Here is a 17323-nt window from a genome sequence, read left to right as displayed (position 1 = left end):
CTCGCCATGTCGCCGGTGTCAGCCGATGGCCAGCCGTGTCTTCCAGTAGCTCGCCGTGCCGATGACCTCCGTGCCCGAGCCGGAGAGGGCCGTGCGGCTGCCGGAGTAGAACCGGACCGTGCCGTTGGTGTGAACGGTCCAGATGTCCGGGATGGCGTCGCCGTTGGCGTCGGGGGTGCCGATGAGGAGGTAGATGTTGGAGCTGCCCCAGCCGGAGCCGCCGTAGATGCCGTCCTCGCCGTCGGCGGAGTTGGCCGCGGCGGCCAGGGAGTTCAGGTCCGTGCCCGTGCCACTGCTCGCCTTGATGCCCTTGCGGAAGAGCAGGCGGCCGGAGACGTCGCTGCGGTACACCATGTCCGTCACCCCGTCACCGCTGATGTCCGCCACGGTGACGATGTCCCGCTCGGTCCAGGGCGAGGAGGAGAGCCGGATCGCCTGGTCGATGGTGGCGCCGTGGTACCCGGTGAACGCCCACAGCTCGTCGCCCATGGTGGCGAAGAAGTCCGTACGGCCGTCCCCGGTGGCGTCGCCCGCCGAGACGATCTGGGTGAGGGAGGCGGGGCTGGGCGCGTTGGACGGGAGCAGGATCTCCACCCGGCGGTCGATGTTGACCGCGCCGTAGCCGTCACCGGGGTACACCCACAGCTTGTCGCCGAGGCGGACCACCAGGTCCTGGAGGCCGTCACCACCGTAGATGTCGCCGTTGTGGGTGATCAGCGCGCCCTTGAAGTGGCCGGAGGGCGCGGAGACGAAGGGCGGCAGATCGTCGCCGTTCGGGTCCTTGTCCGGATTGGCCCGGTAGGCACCCGGCATCGAGTAGTCGAGGTCGCCGGAGCCCTTGACCAGGTCGTTGGTGGCCTGGGACGGGTACATGACCAGGTTGCCCGCGTCGGAGACGACCATCAGGTCGGGGAGCTTGTCCCCGGTGAAGTCGCCGGGGGCGTCGGCCTGGTCGCGCGGGGTGACGTAGAAGAAGTACTTCGTCGGCTGCGAGGGGTTGCCCGCGGCGTCCACGGCGCGGACGTACAGCACGTTCGGTCCGGCCGTCGGCGGCTTCGCGTTCGCGAGCGTCGCGCTGACGCTGGTGGCCGTACCGGAGGTGCGGCTCAGCGAGAAGGGGTAGTTCGCCGAGTTGAAGCCGTACTCGTAGCGGACGACGTCCGTGTTGAGCGCGCGGACGGTGAAGGAGCCCGGCGTGCCGAACTTCTTCGTGGACCAGTTGGCGTCCTCGGCGTCGTTGCCGAAGCCGTTCTCGGCGCCGTCCGCGTTCGGGAAGTCGGTGGAGCTGACCTTGGGCGGCTTGGGCGCGGTGGTGTCGAGGACGAAGCGACACGGTGTCGTGGCCGGCGCGTACGTGGAGCTGGCGCCCGCGTCGTCCACGGCCCGCACCCGCCAGGAGTAGAGGGTGCCGTTGGTGAGTTTGCTGGTGGAGAAGCCGGTCGTGGTGCGCAGCGCGGTGTCCTTGTCGCCGCCGACCGAGACCTTGCCGGTGGAGCCCAGCAGATCACCCGTGGTGCCCCACTTGCCGTGCGGCCACAGGTCGAAGTCCAGATAGTCGAGGTTGTTGTCCTTGTCGGACGCCCGCGCGGTGAACGTCAGGTTCCCCGATCCCATGCGGACGTAGGGCTCGGTGGTGGTGCACTTGGCGTCCGGGCCGAGGTCGAGCGACTTGGAGTCGATGGTCGGTTTGCGGTTGTAGACCAGCTCCAGCACGGGCGCGTTGTCGCCGTTCGCCTGGAACTTCTTCCACGAGTACTGCGAGTGCTCGTCCCGCGCCCGCAGCCCGAACGTGATGGTGTCCTTGCCCTCGTCGGCCCGCTTCTGCGCGGCCTTGCGCACATCGAAGGTCTCGTACGCGTCCCGGCAGCCGGACTTGTAGCCGTGCGCGAAGCTCTTGGTCGCGAACTTGTTGCCGTCGGTCAGCTTGGGCGCGTTCTTCCAGTTGGTCTTTCCGTTGACCGGGCCGGTGAGGTGCACGCTCATCGAGCGTGCGCTGCACGACCAGGAGTATGTCTCCAGCATGCGCAGCTTCGCACTCGTGATCTTCGTGCCCTTGAGGTCCTTGTCGAAGGCGATGTTGAAGTACGAGCGCGAGGTGCCCCAGGTGTCCGACTCGAAGCCCACCCGGGCCTCGTGCGTACCGCCCTTGTTGAAGCCCTTGCCGTTGTAGAACGTGGCGTTGGGGTGCCGGCTGTACGCCGTGGTCCAGTTCTGGGTGTGCTTCTTCACCGACGGGTCGACGAACACCGGGTACGTGGTGGCCGAGTCGTTGAGGAACTCCAGGTTCGGGGTCAGCACCCAGTTGGCGCCGGAGAGATCGGCCTCGACCAGCTCACCGCGCGAGTCCGGCGAGGGGCCGTCCAGCCCCGACAGGCTGAGCGTCGCCGACGAGCCGGTCTGCGTGGGCGCGGGCGTCGGCTCGGCCGGTGCGGACGGCAGCGGTGACTCCGACACCGTCGGCTCGGGGCCGTCGGTGGCCGGCGGAAGCGTCTCGGGGTTGGTGTCGCCCTGCTCGTCGGTCTCGATCAACTCCTCGGTCGGGCCGGCGCTGCCGCTCGGCTCGTCCGACGTCGACGTGCTCGGCTCCGGGCTCTCCTCGGCGGTCGGCTGCGCACTGGCCCCGACCCCGCCGTCCGTCACCGCCGGGGAGCCGGAGCTGTCCCACATCAGCGGCGTCGGCGACACCGCCACCTCGTTGCCGTACGCGTTCTCCGCGCTCAGCACGCCCGTGACCGGGTCGAGCCGGAACGTCAGATCCTCGGACGCGATGCCGTACGACAGCTGCTGTGCGAGCGGATTGGCCGCGGCCGTCCGGTTCTTGAGGACGAGTACCTGGGCGAAGCCCTCGTCGTCGGCGGTCAGGACGAGGTCGGCGCCCGGGAAGATCTCCGGGTACAGCGCGCGCGAGCCGTCGATGATCGGGGTGGGGACCGTGCCGGGCCAGGTCAGCTGGATGGAGTAGCCGTCGACGGTGAGGGTGACCAGGGGGCCGGCGTCCGCGGTGGTGGCGGCACGTATGCCCTTGACCAGGGAGACACGGCGTACGCCGGTGCCGGCGCGGGATGCTCGCGCTTCGCTGCCGTGAGCCTGCGAACCGCTTGCCGACGAGCCGCCCGCGTGGGAATCACCCGCCTTGGAGTCACCCACCCGGGAACCGCTTGCCCGGGAACCGCTCGCCCCGGAACCGCCGGCCTTCGACCCCGCCGAGAACACGATCCGGGCGTTCGTGGCCTTGGGCTCCCAGCCCTTCGCGGTGCGGTGGAGGTCGTAGTCGATGGCCTTCCACTCACCGCCCACCTTGGCCCGGATCGGCGACGAGTACAGCTTCTTGGCCATCTGGCCGTCCGGCCGGGCCCAGGTCGTGGACCGTGCCGTGCGCGCGGCGGTGACCTCGACGGCCTTGCCGGTCTTCGCGGCCCGCGCGAGCGCGGCGGCCTCACTGACCGGCTTCTTCTTCGCGTCGCCGTTCGACCCGCCGCGCGAGCCGGGCTCGTCCAGGCCGAGGCCGATGAAGGTGATGCCGGTGGCGGCGAGCGCCGCGGTGAGTACGGCGGCCGTGGTCCGTCTGCCGGGCGCGCGACGCCAGTTGCGCTCCTTGCGCGTCATCGGGCGAGTTCCCCTTCCCCCCTAGGAACCGGCGCGGGACAGGCCTCGGCCGGGCGAGCCGATGATGACCTATGAGCGGGCTGTCGTCACGCAATGCGAGCGGCCCCGAGGATTGAGCGGATCGGCGGCGAGGTCCGTAGATGTGGTCGGGGCGAGCGACCGGCACCTCCGGTATCGGCCAGTGACCGTGACAGCAAAAGCCGCAAACTGTTCCTCAACCCTCGTGATTCGATGGTTATTTGCCAGGGGAACCGCCGAATTAAGCGATAGATCGCAGAGGGGCGACGCCTTCCCTTACCTCTGGAAATCGCGGGTCTGAGCTTCGCCGAGCGCTATTGATGCTTACGCACCGTGACGGTCATCACATCCTTACAGTCGATCTAGCGGAACTTCACAGAGGCACCACAGAATCTCCGGCATCTGATACGCCATCACGCGTGTGCCGTTCCCGGCCCGCCTCGAGTGGTCCGGGGGGACCTCGCCGTGTTCGGTCGCTACTCGAATGTTCGCCGTCGCCGCCTGCGCAGGCTGCGCACGGCCGTCGTCCCCGCCCTCGGCGCGGCCCTCCTCGTGGGGCTCCTGCCCGCGCAGTCCCTGGCCCTGCCGCCCGACCCGGCGGTGGAGGAGAAGGGCCGCGAAACCCTGGACCTGGAGACGCTGGCCCAGGACGAGACCGTCACGGGCGAGGTCTTCGAACGGGACCTGGAGACCCTGAAAGTAGAGGTCCCCGAGGACCTGGAGCAGGCCCCCGCGGGCACGGCCACCGCACCGCCCGCCGACAGCGGCACCGTCAGCTTCGGCTCGACGGTGAGCACGACCCAGGCAGCGGCCTCGGCCTCGGCGGGCAAGGGCGCGGCCACGCGGACGAGCACGTCCGCCCAGCAGGTCGACCTCACCCCGGTCGACGACCTCCCCGTCAGCCTCGGCCAGGCTCCCGACCAGGCCGCGCCGACCGGCACCTGGAGCGTCCAGGTCTTCGACCGCGCCTCCACCGTCTCCCAGGGAGTCGACGGCGCCGTCGTCAAGGTCCAGGCCCCGGCCACGGGTTCCGTCCCGATCTCGGTCAAGCTCGACTACGCCGAGTTCAAGAACCTCTACGGCGCCGACTGGGCCTCCCGGCTGCGCTTCGTCCAGTTCCCCGAGTGCTACCTGACCACGCCGGACGTCGAGGCGTGCCAGGAGTACGAGGAGCTGGAGACCACCAACGACACCAAGACCCAGTCGATCACGGCGACGGTCGACACCGCGGCGGACGGCACGGTCACACCGGCCGCGGCGGCCGAGGTCGCGGAGCCCGACGGCCCGTCGATCGCTCAGGCCGCCTTCCGGACGTCGGCCGCCACCCCCGTCGCCGCCACCGGCGACACCGCGGTCGTCGGCGCCGTCGACTCCGGCGGCGGCCCGGGCGGCACCTTCAAGGCGACCCCGCTGGTCTCCGACGGCAAGTGGGAGGCGGGCGGTTCGTCCGGCGCGTTCACGTGGTCGTATCCGCTGTCCGTACCGGCTGCTCCGGCGGGCCCGGCGCCGCAGGTCACCCTCGGCTACAACTCCCAGACGGTGGACGGCCGTGTCGCGGTCTCCTCCCCGCAGGCCTCCTGGATCGGCGAGGGCTGGGACTACGATCCCGGACACATCGAGCGCCGTTACCGTTCCTGCCAGGACGACCGCAAGGAGATGAAGTCCGGCACGGCCAACAACACGGCCAAGAAGGACAAGACGTCCGACCTGTGCTGGGTGTCGTACAACGCGCAGATGTCGCTGGGCGGCAGGACCGTCGAGCTCGTGCGGGACGCGCCCGCGGGCAGCGACCCCGAGAGCGACACCGAGGTCTACCGCCCCCAGAACGACGACGGCACCCGTGTCGAGCGCAGGACGGGCGGCAGCAACGGCGACAACAACGGCGAGTACTGGATCGTCACGACCAGGGACGGCACGAAGTACTACTTCGGACTGAACCAGGTCGGCGGCGGTCACGCCGACACCGACTCCGTCTCCACCGTCCCCGTCTTCGGCAACCACCCCGGCGAGCCCTGCCACGCCACCGCGTTCGTCGACTCCCGCTGCGGCGCGGGCAAGAAGCAGGCCTGGCGCTGGGGCCTGGACAAGGTCGTCGACGTGCACGGCAACACGATGGTCGTCAGCTGGAAGCAGGAGACCAACTACTACGCCGTCAAGAAGAAGTTCAAGAACCCCGAGCAGTACGACCGTTACGCCTACCCGACGGTCATCGAGTACGGCATGCGCTCCGACCTCACCAAGCCGTCCGCCACGGTCGAGTTCGGTGTGAAGCAGCGCTGTCTGAAGTCGGAGACGGCCTGCGACCCGGCGAACTTCGCCAAGACCGACGACCCGGGCGCGTACCGACCCTGGTGGGACACCCCCGGCAACCTCAACTGCAAGTCCACGTCGAAGCTGTGCCCCGCGTTCCCGTCGTTCTGGACGCAGATGCGCCTGGACACGATCACCACGAAGGCCGCCCGCGCCGGCCAGACCGGCCTGGGCAAGGTGGACACCTACGAGCTCCACCAGTCCTTCCCCGAGGACTGGTACGACACCTCCCCGGGCCTGTGGCTCAACTCGATCACCCGGCGCGGCTTCGCCCCGGGTGACACCACCGGCACCCTCCAGCACAAGGACGGCGTCAGCTTCGCCGAGTACTCGGTCGGCTCGACCTCGCCGCTGCGCACCCGCCTGCAGGACCGCCAGCTCCCGAACCTGGTCCACACCGGCCCGAACGACCAGCGCCCCGCGTTCACCCGGCCCCGCATCGGCACGGTCGCCACCGAGTACGGCGGTGACATCGAGGTCGAGTACAAGGGCGGCTGCGCGACCGAACCGGCCGAGGACAAGGGCAGGAGCAACGGCACCTGCTACCCGTTGCGCTGGTCGCCCGACGGGGACGAGAAGACGCCCGCCAAGGCCTGGTTCAACAAGTACGTCGTCCACTCCGTGACCGAGACCGACAAGGTCACCTCCCACGGCAAGCCCGTCGTCACCAAGTACACCTACACGGGTCCGGCCTGGGCCAAGAACGACGACGAGTTCACCCGCCCCTCCCTGCGCACCTACAACCAGTGGCGCGGCTACCGCCAGGTCGCGGTCACCAAGGGCAGCAAGTCCACCTCCCAGCAGGGCGACCCGCAGTCCCAGTCGTACTCCGAGACCCGCTACTTCCAGGGCATCGGCGGGGAAGTGAAGGACTCGACCGGCAAGTACACGCTGGTCGCCGACGACGCGCCCCAGTACGCGGGCCAGGTCGCGGAGTCCATCGCCTACCTCGACTCCGACAAGCGGGTCCAGAAGCGCACCCTCAACTACCCGTGGTCCAAGCAGACCGCGTCCCGCGCGCGTGAGGCCGAGAACGGCACGGACATGGAACCGCTGCTCGCGCACCGCGGCGGCATCAAGCGCACGGACGAGATCCAGACGGTCGACACCAGCTGGCAGGCGGTCCGCACCCTGACCGAGGTCGATGACACCTACGGCCTGCCCGTCCAGGTCGAGACCGCCGTCGTCAAGCCGAACGGCACGGGTGAGACCCTCTCCAACCAGACCTGCACCAAGACGTCGTACCTCCACAACACGTCCGCGTGGCTGATCGGGCTGACGAAGGAGCAGCGCAGCACGGGCACCTCGTGCGCGGCGCACGACACGGCCGACCCGGCGACCAAGCTCATCCGGGCGGTTCGCAACAGCTACGACAACCTGGCCTACGGCGAGACCCCGACGAAGGGGCTCGTCACCTCCGCCGCCGGCGTCGACGGAGCCGGAACCTCGTACTCCCTCGTCACGAGGACCACGTACGACCCGCTGGGCCGGGTCCGTACCGTCACCAGGCCCGGTGCGGGAACCACCGAGACGCAGTACACGCCCGCCGACGCCGGCGGTCCGGTCACCTCGGTGAAGACGATCAACGCCAAGGGCCACGCCGTCACCACCACCTTCGACCCGGGGCGCAGCCTGGCGCTGACGGTCACCGACGCCAACGGCCGGGTCACGCGTCAGGAGTACGACGCCCTCGGCCGGCTGGTGAAGGGCTGGTCACCCTCCCGCTCCTCCGGCGGCAGGACACCGGACGTCGAGATCGCCTACCAGCCGGCCTCCGCCACCTCCGCGGAGACCAAGCCCGCCGCCGTCACGACGAAGACGCTGAAGGACGACGGCACCTACCGCCGCCAGGTGACGGTCTACGACGGCCTGATGCGCCAGGTGCAGAGCCAGACCGAGGCCCACGGACCCGGCCGGATCATCACCGACATCAGCTACAACGACCACGGCCTGGTCGATGAGCGGACCAGCGCCTACCTCGCCAAGGGCGAGCCGGCCACCGGGCTTTTCGAGCCCAGGTCGAAGGCGGCGATCCCGAGTTGGATCAAGACCCGCTATGACGGCATGGAACGCCCGGTCCGCCTGTCGACGTACCACGACGGCGACTTCGCGTACGCCACGTACACGACGTACACCGACACCACGACCTTCGTGAACCCGCCCGGTGCGAGCACCCCGAAGACCCGGACGTACACCGACGCCCTCGGCCGGGTCAGCGCGATCCGCCACTACGTCAAGGACGACGGCAGCACCGCGGGACGCACGACCACGTACGAGTACGACGCCCGCGGCCACCGCAGCAAGGTCGTCGACGCGGCAGGCAACTCCTGGTCGTACACCTACGACGCGCGCGGCCGGATGACCTCCGTCACCGACCCCGACATGGGCAGGACGGAGACGTGGTACGACGACGCCGACCGTCCGAACAAGGTGACCGACGCGAAGTCGCGCACCACCTACACGGAGTACGACGAACTCGGCCGGGTCAAGAACGTCCGTGAGGGGTCCTCGACCGCCACCCCGGCCATGTCGTTCACCTACGACACCCTGTCGGGCGCCCTCGGCCAGCCCGTCGCCTCGACCAGGCACACCGCGAACGGCGACTACATCAGCCGCGTCACCGGCTACGACACCGACTACCGGCCCACCGGCACCGAGACCGTCATCCCGTCCAACGCGATGACCACCGGCCTCGCGGGCACCTACGCCTACTCGTACACCTACACCCCGACCGGAAAGCAGCAGTCGGTCACGCTGCCCGCGGCCGGCGGGCTGGCGAAGGAGAAGGTCGTCACCCGCTACAACAGCGACGGCTTCGCCGAGTCGACCTCGGGCCTGACCTGGTACACGGCCGACGTCACCTACTCGCCGCTCGGCGACATCCTGCGGACGGTGTCCGGTGCCCAGCCCTACCGGGTCTGGACGACCAACTTCGTCGACCCGCACACCGGACGCCTCCAGCGCACGGTCGCCGACCGGGAGACCTCGGGGCCGCACCGCATCTCGGACGGCTACTACTCCTACGACCAGTCGGGTTCCATCACGTCCCTCGCCCGGAAGCTGTCCGACGCCGCCGGCTCCACGTGGGACAACCAGTGCTTCACGTACGACGTGATGGGCGAACTGGTCAACGCCTGGACTTCCAGCGTCGCGCCCACCGGCACCGGCAACGGCTGCAAGGCCGCGAACGGCACCACCTGGGGCCACCGCACCGACTACGCGACATCGTCCGGCCCGGTGGCCGAGGCGGCGGACGCGGCGAGCGACACCACCAGCCCCGACGCCACGCTGACGTCGACCCTGGCCGCCGCCGCTCCCGACACCGCGACGGTCGCCACGGGCGCCACCGCCTACCGCCAGTCGTTCACCTTCGACTGGCTCGGCAACCGCGCCTCGATGACGGAACACGACCCGGCGGACGCGACCAAGAACGTCGGCTACACCTACGGCTACGAAACCACGCAGCCCCACACCCTGCGCTGGATCAGCTCCACCCCGTCCGGCAAGGGCAGCTCGTACACGTACGACGCCGTGGGCAACACCGAGGTCCGCGACCTGTCCACCACCACGCAGAACCTGACCTGGACGTACGAGAACCAGCTCGGCACCATCACCGACGACGGCACGAAGACGACCTACGTCTACGACGCCGCCGGCAACCGCATCCTGGAGAACTCCCCGTCGGGCTCCACGCTCTACCTGGGCGAGACCGAGGTGACGACCGGCTCCGCCGGCACGATCACCCGGGCCTCCCGCTCCTACACGCAGCCCGGCGCGCCGACGGTGACCCGCACCACCAGCAACGGCGCCACGACGGGCCACCAGCTCGGCGTCCTGCTCGCCGACCACCTCGGCACCTCGAACACCTCGGTCGCGCTGTCGAGCGGCCAGTCGGTCACCCGCCGGGCCTACAAGCCGTACGGCGAGATCCGCGGGACCAAGCCGTCGGCCTGGCCCAACAAGCGCGGCTATCTGGGCGTCGGCGTCGACGACACGGCCACCGGCCTGACCCACATCGGCGCCCGCGAGTACGACCAGAACTCCGGCCGCTTCCTCTCGGCGGACCCCGTCATCGACGTCGCGGACCCGCTGCAGATGAACGGCTACGCCTACGCCAACAACAGCCCGGTCAGCCACTCCGACCCCTCGGGCCTGTTCTGCGACGGCTGCAGCGTGAACAACCCCGACTCCGTCTGGGCCGACCCGAGCCACGGGCCCGGCTGCACCACGTCGGCCTGCTACGACCACGACGGGAAGTTCCTCTACTCGACGACCACCGGAGGCTGGGAGGAGAGCCAGGCGGCGAGCAAGGCGTGGACCAAGAGCCAGACTCCCAAGACGAACGACCTTCAGGAACTGCTGAAGCACTTCCTGATGAACAGCCCGAACGGTGACTCGCCCGAGACCGACTACTGGGTGACCCCCGTCTACGAGAACTCCGGACCGGGCAACGCGTGCTTCGGCCGGGAGGCCTGCCGTCAGGCCTACAAGTACCTGCTGCACCACGACGACGTGGGCGAGGCCAAGCGCATCGCCGCCAACTACTGCGTCGACAACTTCAACAAGTGCGTCGCCGACGCCAAGGCGTTCGAACGCGGCAAGCTGATCGAGGGCTTCATCGGTGCCCTGGTCACCGGCGGCAGGGGCGGAGCGGCGGTCGCCGCCGAGGGCAGGGCCGCGAAGGGCGGAGGGGGAGCGCGAGGGCTGCTCGCCGGCTGCAAGTGCTTCCTCGCCGGCACGGACGTCCTCATGGCCGACGGCACCACCAAGGACATCGAGGACATCGAGCTGGGCGACGAGGTCCAGGCCCTGGACCCCGAAACCGGCGAGTCGGGACCCCGGAAGGTGACCCGCCTCATCGTCACGGAGGCCGACAAGTTCTTCAACGAGCTGTCGATCGCCACGCAGGACGGCGTCGAGAAGCTCACGGCCACCCATGAGCACCCCTTCTGGTCACCGTCCGAGCGGGACTGGACCGAGGCCGGCGACCTCACGCCGGGGATGACGCTGCTCACCGACGACGGCGACACCGTCATCGTCACCGGGAACCGCGCCTTCACCAGGCACGCCCGCACCTACAACCTCACGGTCGACGACCTGCACACGTACTATGTGCTGGCCGGGGACACGCCGGTCCTGGTCCACAACTCCAGCTGCCCGGCGATCTCGATGGACGAAGCCGTGTCGCGGGCGGCGGCGTTCGTCGGAGGGGAAGGACGGGTCGTCGTCTCGGGCAGTGGGGGATTCCAGTTCATCAGGACGAGCAGGGACGCCTCCGGCCGGAGGATCACGCAGATCGCCCGGTTCGACATCAACCTCAAGTCCCCGCACGTACAGCAGTACGGTCCTCACCTGAACCTGGAGACCCAGATCAACGGTCAGACGGTGCGGTCGGGACCGCTGGCAGACCCGCACATTCCGATCGACATGAGCACCGTGAGGCCGGGAGACATTCCGTGATCCAGTCCGATCTGACCGTCCGCCGTTCCGCGGAACCCGGTGAGGTGGAGATCTCCGGCACGGTCGCCGCTCTCGAGGAATGGGCCGCCGCCCTGACCCGGGACGGCGTGGAGATCACCACCGGCACCGGGGACGACCCTGCCCCGTACGCCGCCTACCTCACGGCCATCCGGGTGCGGTCGACCGCGGACGGGCTGGTGGAGGTCTCCGTCGACGAACAACGGCAGGCCCTGACCGTCGAGGGCTCCGGCGAGTCCATGTCCGTCCTGGCGGACAACATCCGGGGCCTGTGCCGGGAAGGTGTGCCGGGGGAGCACATGCACATCGAGTACTTCCCCGACCACTTCTACCTCGCGGAATCGCCGGTCTCTCTCGTCATCGCCCGAGTCGACTGACGGATCCGCGTCTCAGACCGAGCAGCCGCCCACCCGGTGGCTGCTCACCGCGATGTCGTCCATCCGGACGTCGTACGACGACGGGGTGGGCCCGGACTGGTACAGCTGCCAGCCCAGCTTCAGCTTGTCGAAGGTGGGGAAGACGAAGTCGTCCGCCGTGCCACCGTGCTGCTTGGTGGAGACGGTCAGATCGGGCTGTTCGACACCGTTCAGATAGACCGTGACCCGGTTGTCGGTGGCGTCCAGATGGAACTCCGCGCAGGTCCACTCCCCGCCGACGGCCGGGGCGGACGTCCGCCAGTTGGTCCAGTCACCGGTCGGACCCAGATCGGAGCCCACGCCCCAGAAGTTGCCCTTGTCGGTCGGGGCGTACTGCCCGCCCAGCGGTCGGACCAGCGTGGGGGAGTCGGAGCCGGAGGCTTCGGCGATCGTCCAGTGGGCCCAGTCGGGGGCAATGGGGAACTCGCCCACGCGCAGCCGCAGCCGCGCCCAGAAGCTGTTGCCGGCCGGGGCGAGGTCGGACAGGACCAGGAAGGCCCGCCCGTTCCCCTCCGTCCGGATACGGAGTTCCCGGCCACGCCCGTCGGCACTGCGCTCGACGGTCAGCGTGCCGTTGGAGGCATCGGTGGTCCAGCCTCGGCCCTGGGTGACGGGGCCCAGGGGGAGGTGGTTGAAGTTCTCCCGCACGAAGGTCTTGCCGTACGCGTCGTGCGAGGCGGGCGTTGCCGAGGCAGTGGGGGGTATCGCGATCAGAACCGCGGCCGCGGCCGACAGCGCGGCGGCGGCTTTCCTCAGAAGCGTCATGGACGGAAGTCTGTAACCAACAGCCCCATCAGTCACAGCGGTTGAACGGTATCCGGCCACCGGAGAGCACGGCCGTCCCACCCCCGTTGTCAGTGGCCGCCCCTACTGTCCTCCCATGGCAACGGTGACGTTCGTCGACGAGACGACGAGTGGGGTGCGGGGCGAGAGCCGGTGGCTCGAAATCGCCGAGGAGCGGGTGACGGTGGGGGAGTTGATTCGGCGGCGGGTGTTCCAGGAGGTCGCGGAGTTCAACGCGCGTACGCGGCCTGAGGTGTTCCAGGGGCTGGTGCAGCCCGAGGACACCGAGCGGGTGCTCAACGGGTATGCGCTGCGGACGCCGCGGCGGATCGATCCCGAGAAGCAGACCGACCTCGCGCTCAGGGCCTTCGCCGGGAACGGGTTCCTCGTGCTCGTGGGGGACCGGCAGGTCACCGAGCTCGACGAGGTCATCGACCTCGCGCTCGGCACCGAGGTCACGTTCCTCAAGCTCGTTCCGCTGGTGGGTGGCTGATGACCGCGCACACTCCCCGCTCGCTCGTGCAGCGGGTGCGGAACCGGATCGAAGCCGGTGACATGGAGCGGCTCGCCGACGAGGTGATGAAGGCCGTCGTCGCCAACAAGGGGTACTGGGGCGGCGGTTGGCAGCACCTCCTCGACGAGCTGCGGGGGCTGCCCGCCGACGACCGGTCGCAGCTCGCGCGTGTCCTCGTCGAGCGGTTCCACCGTCTCGACGACGACTCCGACACCCGGCCCAACACCCTCGCACTGCTCGACATGGCCGTCCCCGAGCTGCCCGAAGACCTCGTCGACGTCGTCACCGGGATGCGGGAGCGGGAGCTGGACCGCCTCGGCCGGCGGGTCAACTTCTGGCAGTCCAGCAACTTCTACGTCCTCGCCGAGGCCGAGCTGAACTCCGGCCGTCCGCTCCCTCCGGCCGTCGTCGCCGTCTTCCGCCGTTCCGCCATGGACACGTACTGCGCCGACGAACTGGTCCGGCTGGCCCGGCAACTCACCACCCCTCTCCTCAACGTCGGCGAGGAATGGGCCGAGCGAGCCATGGCCGCCGCGGACGGCGACGAGGACTGGGACGCCCTCCTCTCCCACGCCCGCACCGCCACCGCCTCCAAACCCACCCCCAAGTGGGACAAGCAGGCCCGCGGCCTCATCGACGCCCTCGGCGCCGACCGCGTCCGCGCCACCGTCGTGGACTGGCTCGCCCTCGTCGGTCGCCCCCGCACCATCCCGCTGGAGCGCCAGACGTACGAGCCGGACGTCAACCACGCGTACGACGCCTACAACGCGAACGCCCTGCGCGGCCTCGCCTGGTCGCTCTCGCTGCTCCCGCCGCACCCGGAGACGGCTCGTGCCCTCGGCGCGCTCGTGGAGACCTCGCTCAAGAAGGTCGCGGGACTCGGGCCGCGCAACCCGAAGGTGGCGAACGCCGGAGTCGTCGCCCTCTCCCGGATCGACAGCGACAGCGCCCTCGCCGAACTCGCCCGGCTCGCCACCCGCGTGACCTACAAGAACACCGCCAAGCTCCTGGACACGGCCCTGGAAACGCGCGCCACCGCACTCGGGCTCAGCAGGGAAGAGATCGAGGAGCTGGCCGTCCCCGCGTACGGACTCACCGAGATCGGGCATGCCGCTCATCGGCTCGGGGACGTCACCGCCCTGATCGACGTTCATGGCAGCCGCGCCGTCCTCACCTGGCGCAACGCCGCCGGGAAGGCCGTCAAGAGCGTCCCCGCAGCCGTGCGGAACGACCACGCCGACGAGCTCAAGGAGCTCAAGGCCGCCGTCAAGGACATCGACAAGATGCTCACCGCCCAGAGCGAGCGGCTGGATCGGCAGTTCCTCGCACAACGTACCTGGGCCTACGGGACGTGGCGGGAGCGGTATCTCGACCATCCGCTCGTCGGTACACTCGCCCGCCGGCTCCTGTGGATCGTCGACGGTACGGCGGTCGGGTTCGCCGACGGTGAGCTGCGCACGCTGAACGACCAACCCGCGGAACAAGGGGCCCAGGTCGAGCTGTGGCACCCCGTCGGCCGGGACACCGCCGAGGTCGTCGCCTGGCGGGACTGGCTGGAGCGGCACGGGATCACCCAGCCCTTCAAGCAGGCCCACCGCGAGGTGTATCTGCTCACCGACGCCGAGCGGGCCACCGGCACGTACTCGAACCGCTTCGCGGCCCACGTCCTGCGCCAGCACCAGTTCAACTCCCTCGCCGCGCTCAGGGGGTGGAACAACAGACTCCGGCTCAGCGTGGACGACTCGGCGCCGCCCGCCACCCGTGAACTGCCGCGGTGGGGGCTGCGCGCCGAGTACTGGATCGAGGGCGACGGTCACGAGTACGGGGAGGACATCACCGACTCCGGCGCCTATCTGCGGCTGCGGACCGACCAGGTCCGCTTCTACCCGATCGACGCCCCCGAGAACTCGGCCCCCTGCTTCGGCGGCGAGTACACGATGTCGCCGCGCGACGGACAGAATCCGGTCGCCCCCCTCCCGCTCACCGGGATACCGCCGCTCGTCCTCTCCGAAGTCCTGCGCGACATCGACCTGTTCGTCGGCGTGGCGAGCGTCGGCAACGACCCGGCCTGGCAGGACGGCGGCCCCGGCGGCCGGTTCCGCGAGTACTGGACGTCGTACGGCTTCGGCGAGCTGAACCAGAGTGCCGAGACCCGCCGTGCGCTGCTGGAACGGCTCATGCCGCGGCTGGCGATCGCCGACCGGTGCACGGTGGAGGGGCGGTTCCTGCACGTCAAGGGAGAGCTGCACACGTACAGGATTCATCTGGGGTCGGGCAACATCCTGATGTCGCCCAACGACCAATACCTGTGCATCGTCCCCAAGTCGGCCCACGGCGGCGGGAACCAAACCACGCAGACCGGCTATCTCCCCTTTGAGGGCGACCGTATGCTCGCAGTCATCCTCAGCAAGGCGATGCTGCTCGCCAAAGACACGGAGATCACGGATCCGACGATTCTCAGCCAACTACGAGTCCGACGGCTGTGACTCCGCGCACACGCAGGCCTCGGGTGGGCCCCGGCCGAAGTAACAACTTCTCTCCGGGGCCTCCTCTCCTGCAATATGACGGACAGCCCATATTCAGCCGCTCAAGCAACCAACGCGCAGGAGTCCTCACCGTGACCGAGCAGCCCCAGCAGCCCGCTCAGCCCCCGCAGCCGCCGCAGCCCGGATACGGGTACCCGAACGCCGCCCCCGGCCAGGCTCCGGGCGCCAATCCGTACGGCGCCCCGCAGGGCGGGTACCAGCAGCCGGGCGCCGCGCCGGGCTACGGCTACCCGCAGCAGGCCGCTCCGCAGGGCTACGGCTACCAGGCGCCCCCGGGAGCCGGTGGCGCGTACACGGGCGACCCGAACGCCCCGTACGGCTACGACCCCTACGGCCGCCCGTACTCCGACAAGTCGAAGATCGTCGCGGGCGTCCTCTCGCTCTTCCTGGGCTCCTTCGGCGTCGGCCGCTTCTACATCGGCCATGTCGGTCTCGGCCTCGCGCAGCTCTTCACCTGCGGCGGCTTCGGCATCTGGGCCCTGGTCGACGGCATCATCCTGCTCACCAGCAGCAACACCACCGACTCCAACGGACGTGTCCTGCGTGGCTGAGCGCGGCCCCGCCGTCCTCAGGCATCCGGCGGCGGCCCCCCTCGCGGTGGCCGCCGCCGGCTTGGCAGGCGCCGCCTATCTGTACGGCACCAACCCGCATGAACCCGGGCATCTGCTGCCCCAGTGCCCGTTCCGCTATGTCACCGGGCTGCTCTGCCCCGCCTGCGGCGGCACCCGCATGGTGTACGACCTGATGCACGGGCAGTTCGTCGCGGCCTGGCACGACAACCGGGTCCTGCTCCTCGCCGCGCCCTTCGCCCTGGCGCTGCTGGGCCGCTGGTTCGTCGAGGGCCTGCGCGGACGCCGCTGGCGCCCCAGGCTCAAGCCCCGCACCCAGGCCCTGATCCTGGCCGTCGCGGTGATCTGGACCGTGGCCCGCAACCTCCACTGAGCCCGGCGCCGAATCCCTCTTTCTTCCCTCCTCCGGCCCCCGTAAATCCCTTACGTGACCTTTATGTCGAGGATTTGTAGCAACTTGGCTGGAACCGGATCACGGAACAGGAACGATCGTCCGATCCCCCTCCCGTCAACCTTCCGGTCTCCATACGCTGCAACGGCAACAGGGGGGATGACGGGGGATACGTCATGCTCGAACGGTGCCGGTGTTTGCCGTGCCCGCTTGGTGTCCGCTATCGCCGCGCCTTCCCTCCTGGACTCCCCCCGGAGCAATCCGCTCCGGTCTTCTCAGTCAGTACATCCAGGAGCAATTTTCATGACCGTCCCCACCCCTGACGCCCCGTTCGGCTACGACCCGCAGGGCCGTCCGTACTCCGACAAGTCGAAGATCGTCGCCGGCGTTCTGCAGCTCTTCCTCGGCACGCTCGGCATCGGTCGCTTCTACGTCGGTTCCGTCGGCGTGGGCGTCGCCCAGCTCCTCACCTGCGGTGGTCTGGGCTTCTGGTCGCTGATCGACGGCATCCTCTTCCTCACGAGCAACGACCGCACCGACAGCCAGGGCCGTGTCCTGCGCGGCTGATCTCGCCGAGGATCACCGTCGAGGTGATCGACCGAAGGGCCTCGTTCTCCACGGAGTTCCGTGGAAGCGGGGCCCTCGGTCGTCGGGCCCCGTGAGACCGCCTACGGCAACGGCAACGGCCGGAA

At 69.4% G+C, this 17323-nt stretch carries 9 protein-coding genes; 7 read left to right on the top strand and 2 right to left on the bottom strand.

Features of this window, described 5'->3' with window-relative positions:
- Nucleotides 1-18 precede the first annotated feature (18 nt).
- Nucleotides 19-3606, bottom strand: a complete 3588-nt coding sequence (locus STRIP9103_RS33760) for a DNRLRE domain-containing protein (RefSeq protein WP_009328336.1) — start codon at nucleotides 3604-3606, stop codon at nucleotides 19-21.
- Nucleotides 3607-4089: 483 nt separating this feature from the next.
- Here STRIP9103_RS33760 and STRIP9103_RS33755 point away from each other — a divergent pair, with 483 nt between their 5' ends.
- Nucleotides 4090-11394, top strand: a complete 7305-nt coding sequence (locus STRIP9103_RS33755) for a polymorphic toxin-type HINT domain-containing protein (protein ID WP_009328345.1) — start codon at nucleotides 4090-4092, stop codon at nucleotides 11392-11394.
- The gene (locus tag STRIP9103_RS33750) at nucleotides 11391-11789 is read left to right on the top strand and encodes an Imm32 family immunity protein (RefSeq protein ID WP_009328330.1); all 399 of its coding nucleotides are present in this window, start codon (nucleotides 11391-11393) and stop codon (nucleotides 11787-11789) included. Before STRIP9103_RS33755 ends, STRIP9103_RS33750 begins: the two co-directional genes overlap by 4 nt.
- A 12-nt stretch (nucleotides 11790-11801) precedes the next feature.
- Here STRIP9103_RS33750 and STRIP9103_RS33745 read toward each other — a convergent pair whose 3' ends face one another.
- Nucleotides 11802-12593 (bottom strand): LamG domain-containing protein, encoded by a 792-nt coding sequence (locus STRIP9103_RS33745; protein WP_009328329.1) that lies wholly within the window; start codon nucleotides 12591-12593, stop codon nucleotides 11802-11804.
- Between the two features lie 115 nt (nucleotides 12594-12708).
- Here STRIP9103_RS33745 and STRIP9103_RS33740 point away from each other — a divergent pair, with 115 nt between their 5' ends.
- The 5 genes from STRIP9103_RS33740 (at nucleotide 12709) to STRIP9103_RS33720 (ending at nucleotide 17198) form a co-directional block, all read left to right on the top strand.
- Nucleotides 12709-13104, top strand: a complete 396-nt coding sequence (locus STRIP9103_RS33740) for a hypothetical protein (protein WP_009328340.1) — start codon at nucleotides 12709-12711, stop codon at nucleotides 13102-13104.
- Nucleotides 13104-15611 carry a DUF4132 domain-containing protein gene (locus tag STRIP9103_RS33735; RefSeq protein ID WP_009328332.1) on the top strand — a complete coding sequence of 836 codons (2508 nt, stop codon included), beginning with the start codon at nucleotides 13104-13106 and terminating at the stop codon, nucleotides 15609-15611. Before STRIP9103_RS33740 ends, STRIP9103_RS33735 begins: the two co-directional genes overlap by 1 nt.
- A gap of 131 nt (nucleotides 15612-15742) precedes the next feature.
- A complete protein-coding gene (locus STRIP9103_RS33730; RefSeq protein ID WP_009328338.1) occupies nucleotides 15743-16222 on the top strand; it encodes a TM2 domain-containing protein in 480 nt (159 codons plus the stop codon).
- The gene (locus STRIP9103_RS33725; RefSeq protein WP_009328342.1) at nucleotides 16215-16613 is read left to right on the top strand and encodes a DUF2752 domain-containing protein; all 399 of its coding nucleotides are present in this window, start codon (nucleotides 16215-16217) and stop codon (nucleotides 16611-16613) included. The genes STRIP9103_RS33730 and STRIP9103_RS33725 overlap by 8 nt, the downstream gene beginning before the upstream one ends.
- 321 nt (nucleotides 16614-16934) lie before the next feature.
- Nucleotides 16935-17198, top strand: coding sequence for a TM2 domain-containing protein (locus tag STRIP9103_RS33720; protein ID WP_009328334.1), 264 nt, complete (start codon nucleotides 16935-16937; stop codon nucleotides 17196-17198).
- Nucleotides 17199-17323 lie beyond the last annotated feature (125 nt).

Source organism: Streptomyces ipomoeae 91-03, assembly GCF_000317595.1.
Classification (GTDB): Bacteria; Actinomycetota; Actinomycetes; order Streptomycetales; family Streptomycetaceae; genus Streptomyces; species Streptomyces ipomoeae.
The sequence above is the reverse complement of the archived record's forward strand: the minus strand, read 5'-3'. Positions and strand labels throughout refer to the sequence as shown.

Coding starts and splice junctions, on each gene's coding strand:
- STRIP9103_RS33745 (WP_009328329.1), bottom strand. CDS start 12,593: ATGACGCTTCTGAGGAAAGCCGCCGCCGCGCTGTCGGCCGCGGCCGCG.
- STRIP9103_RS33720 (WP_009328334.1), top strand. CDS start 16,935: ATGACCGTCCCCACCCCTGACGCCCCGTTCGGCTACGACCCGCAGGGC.
- STRIP9103_RS33740 (WP_009328340.1), top strand. CDS start 12,709: ATGGCAACGGTGACGTTCGTCGACGAGACGACGAGTGGGGTGCGGGGC.
- STRIP9103_RS33735 (WP_009328332.1), top strand. CDS start 13,104: ATGACCGCGCACACTCCCCGCTCGCTCGTGCAGCGGGTGCGGAACCGG.
- STRIP9103_RS33760 (WP_009328336.1), bottom strand. CDS start 3,606: ATGACGCGCAAGGAGCGCAACTGGCGTCGCGCGCCCGGCAGACGGACC.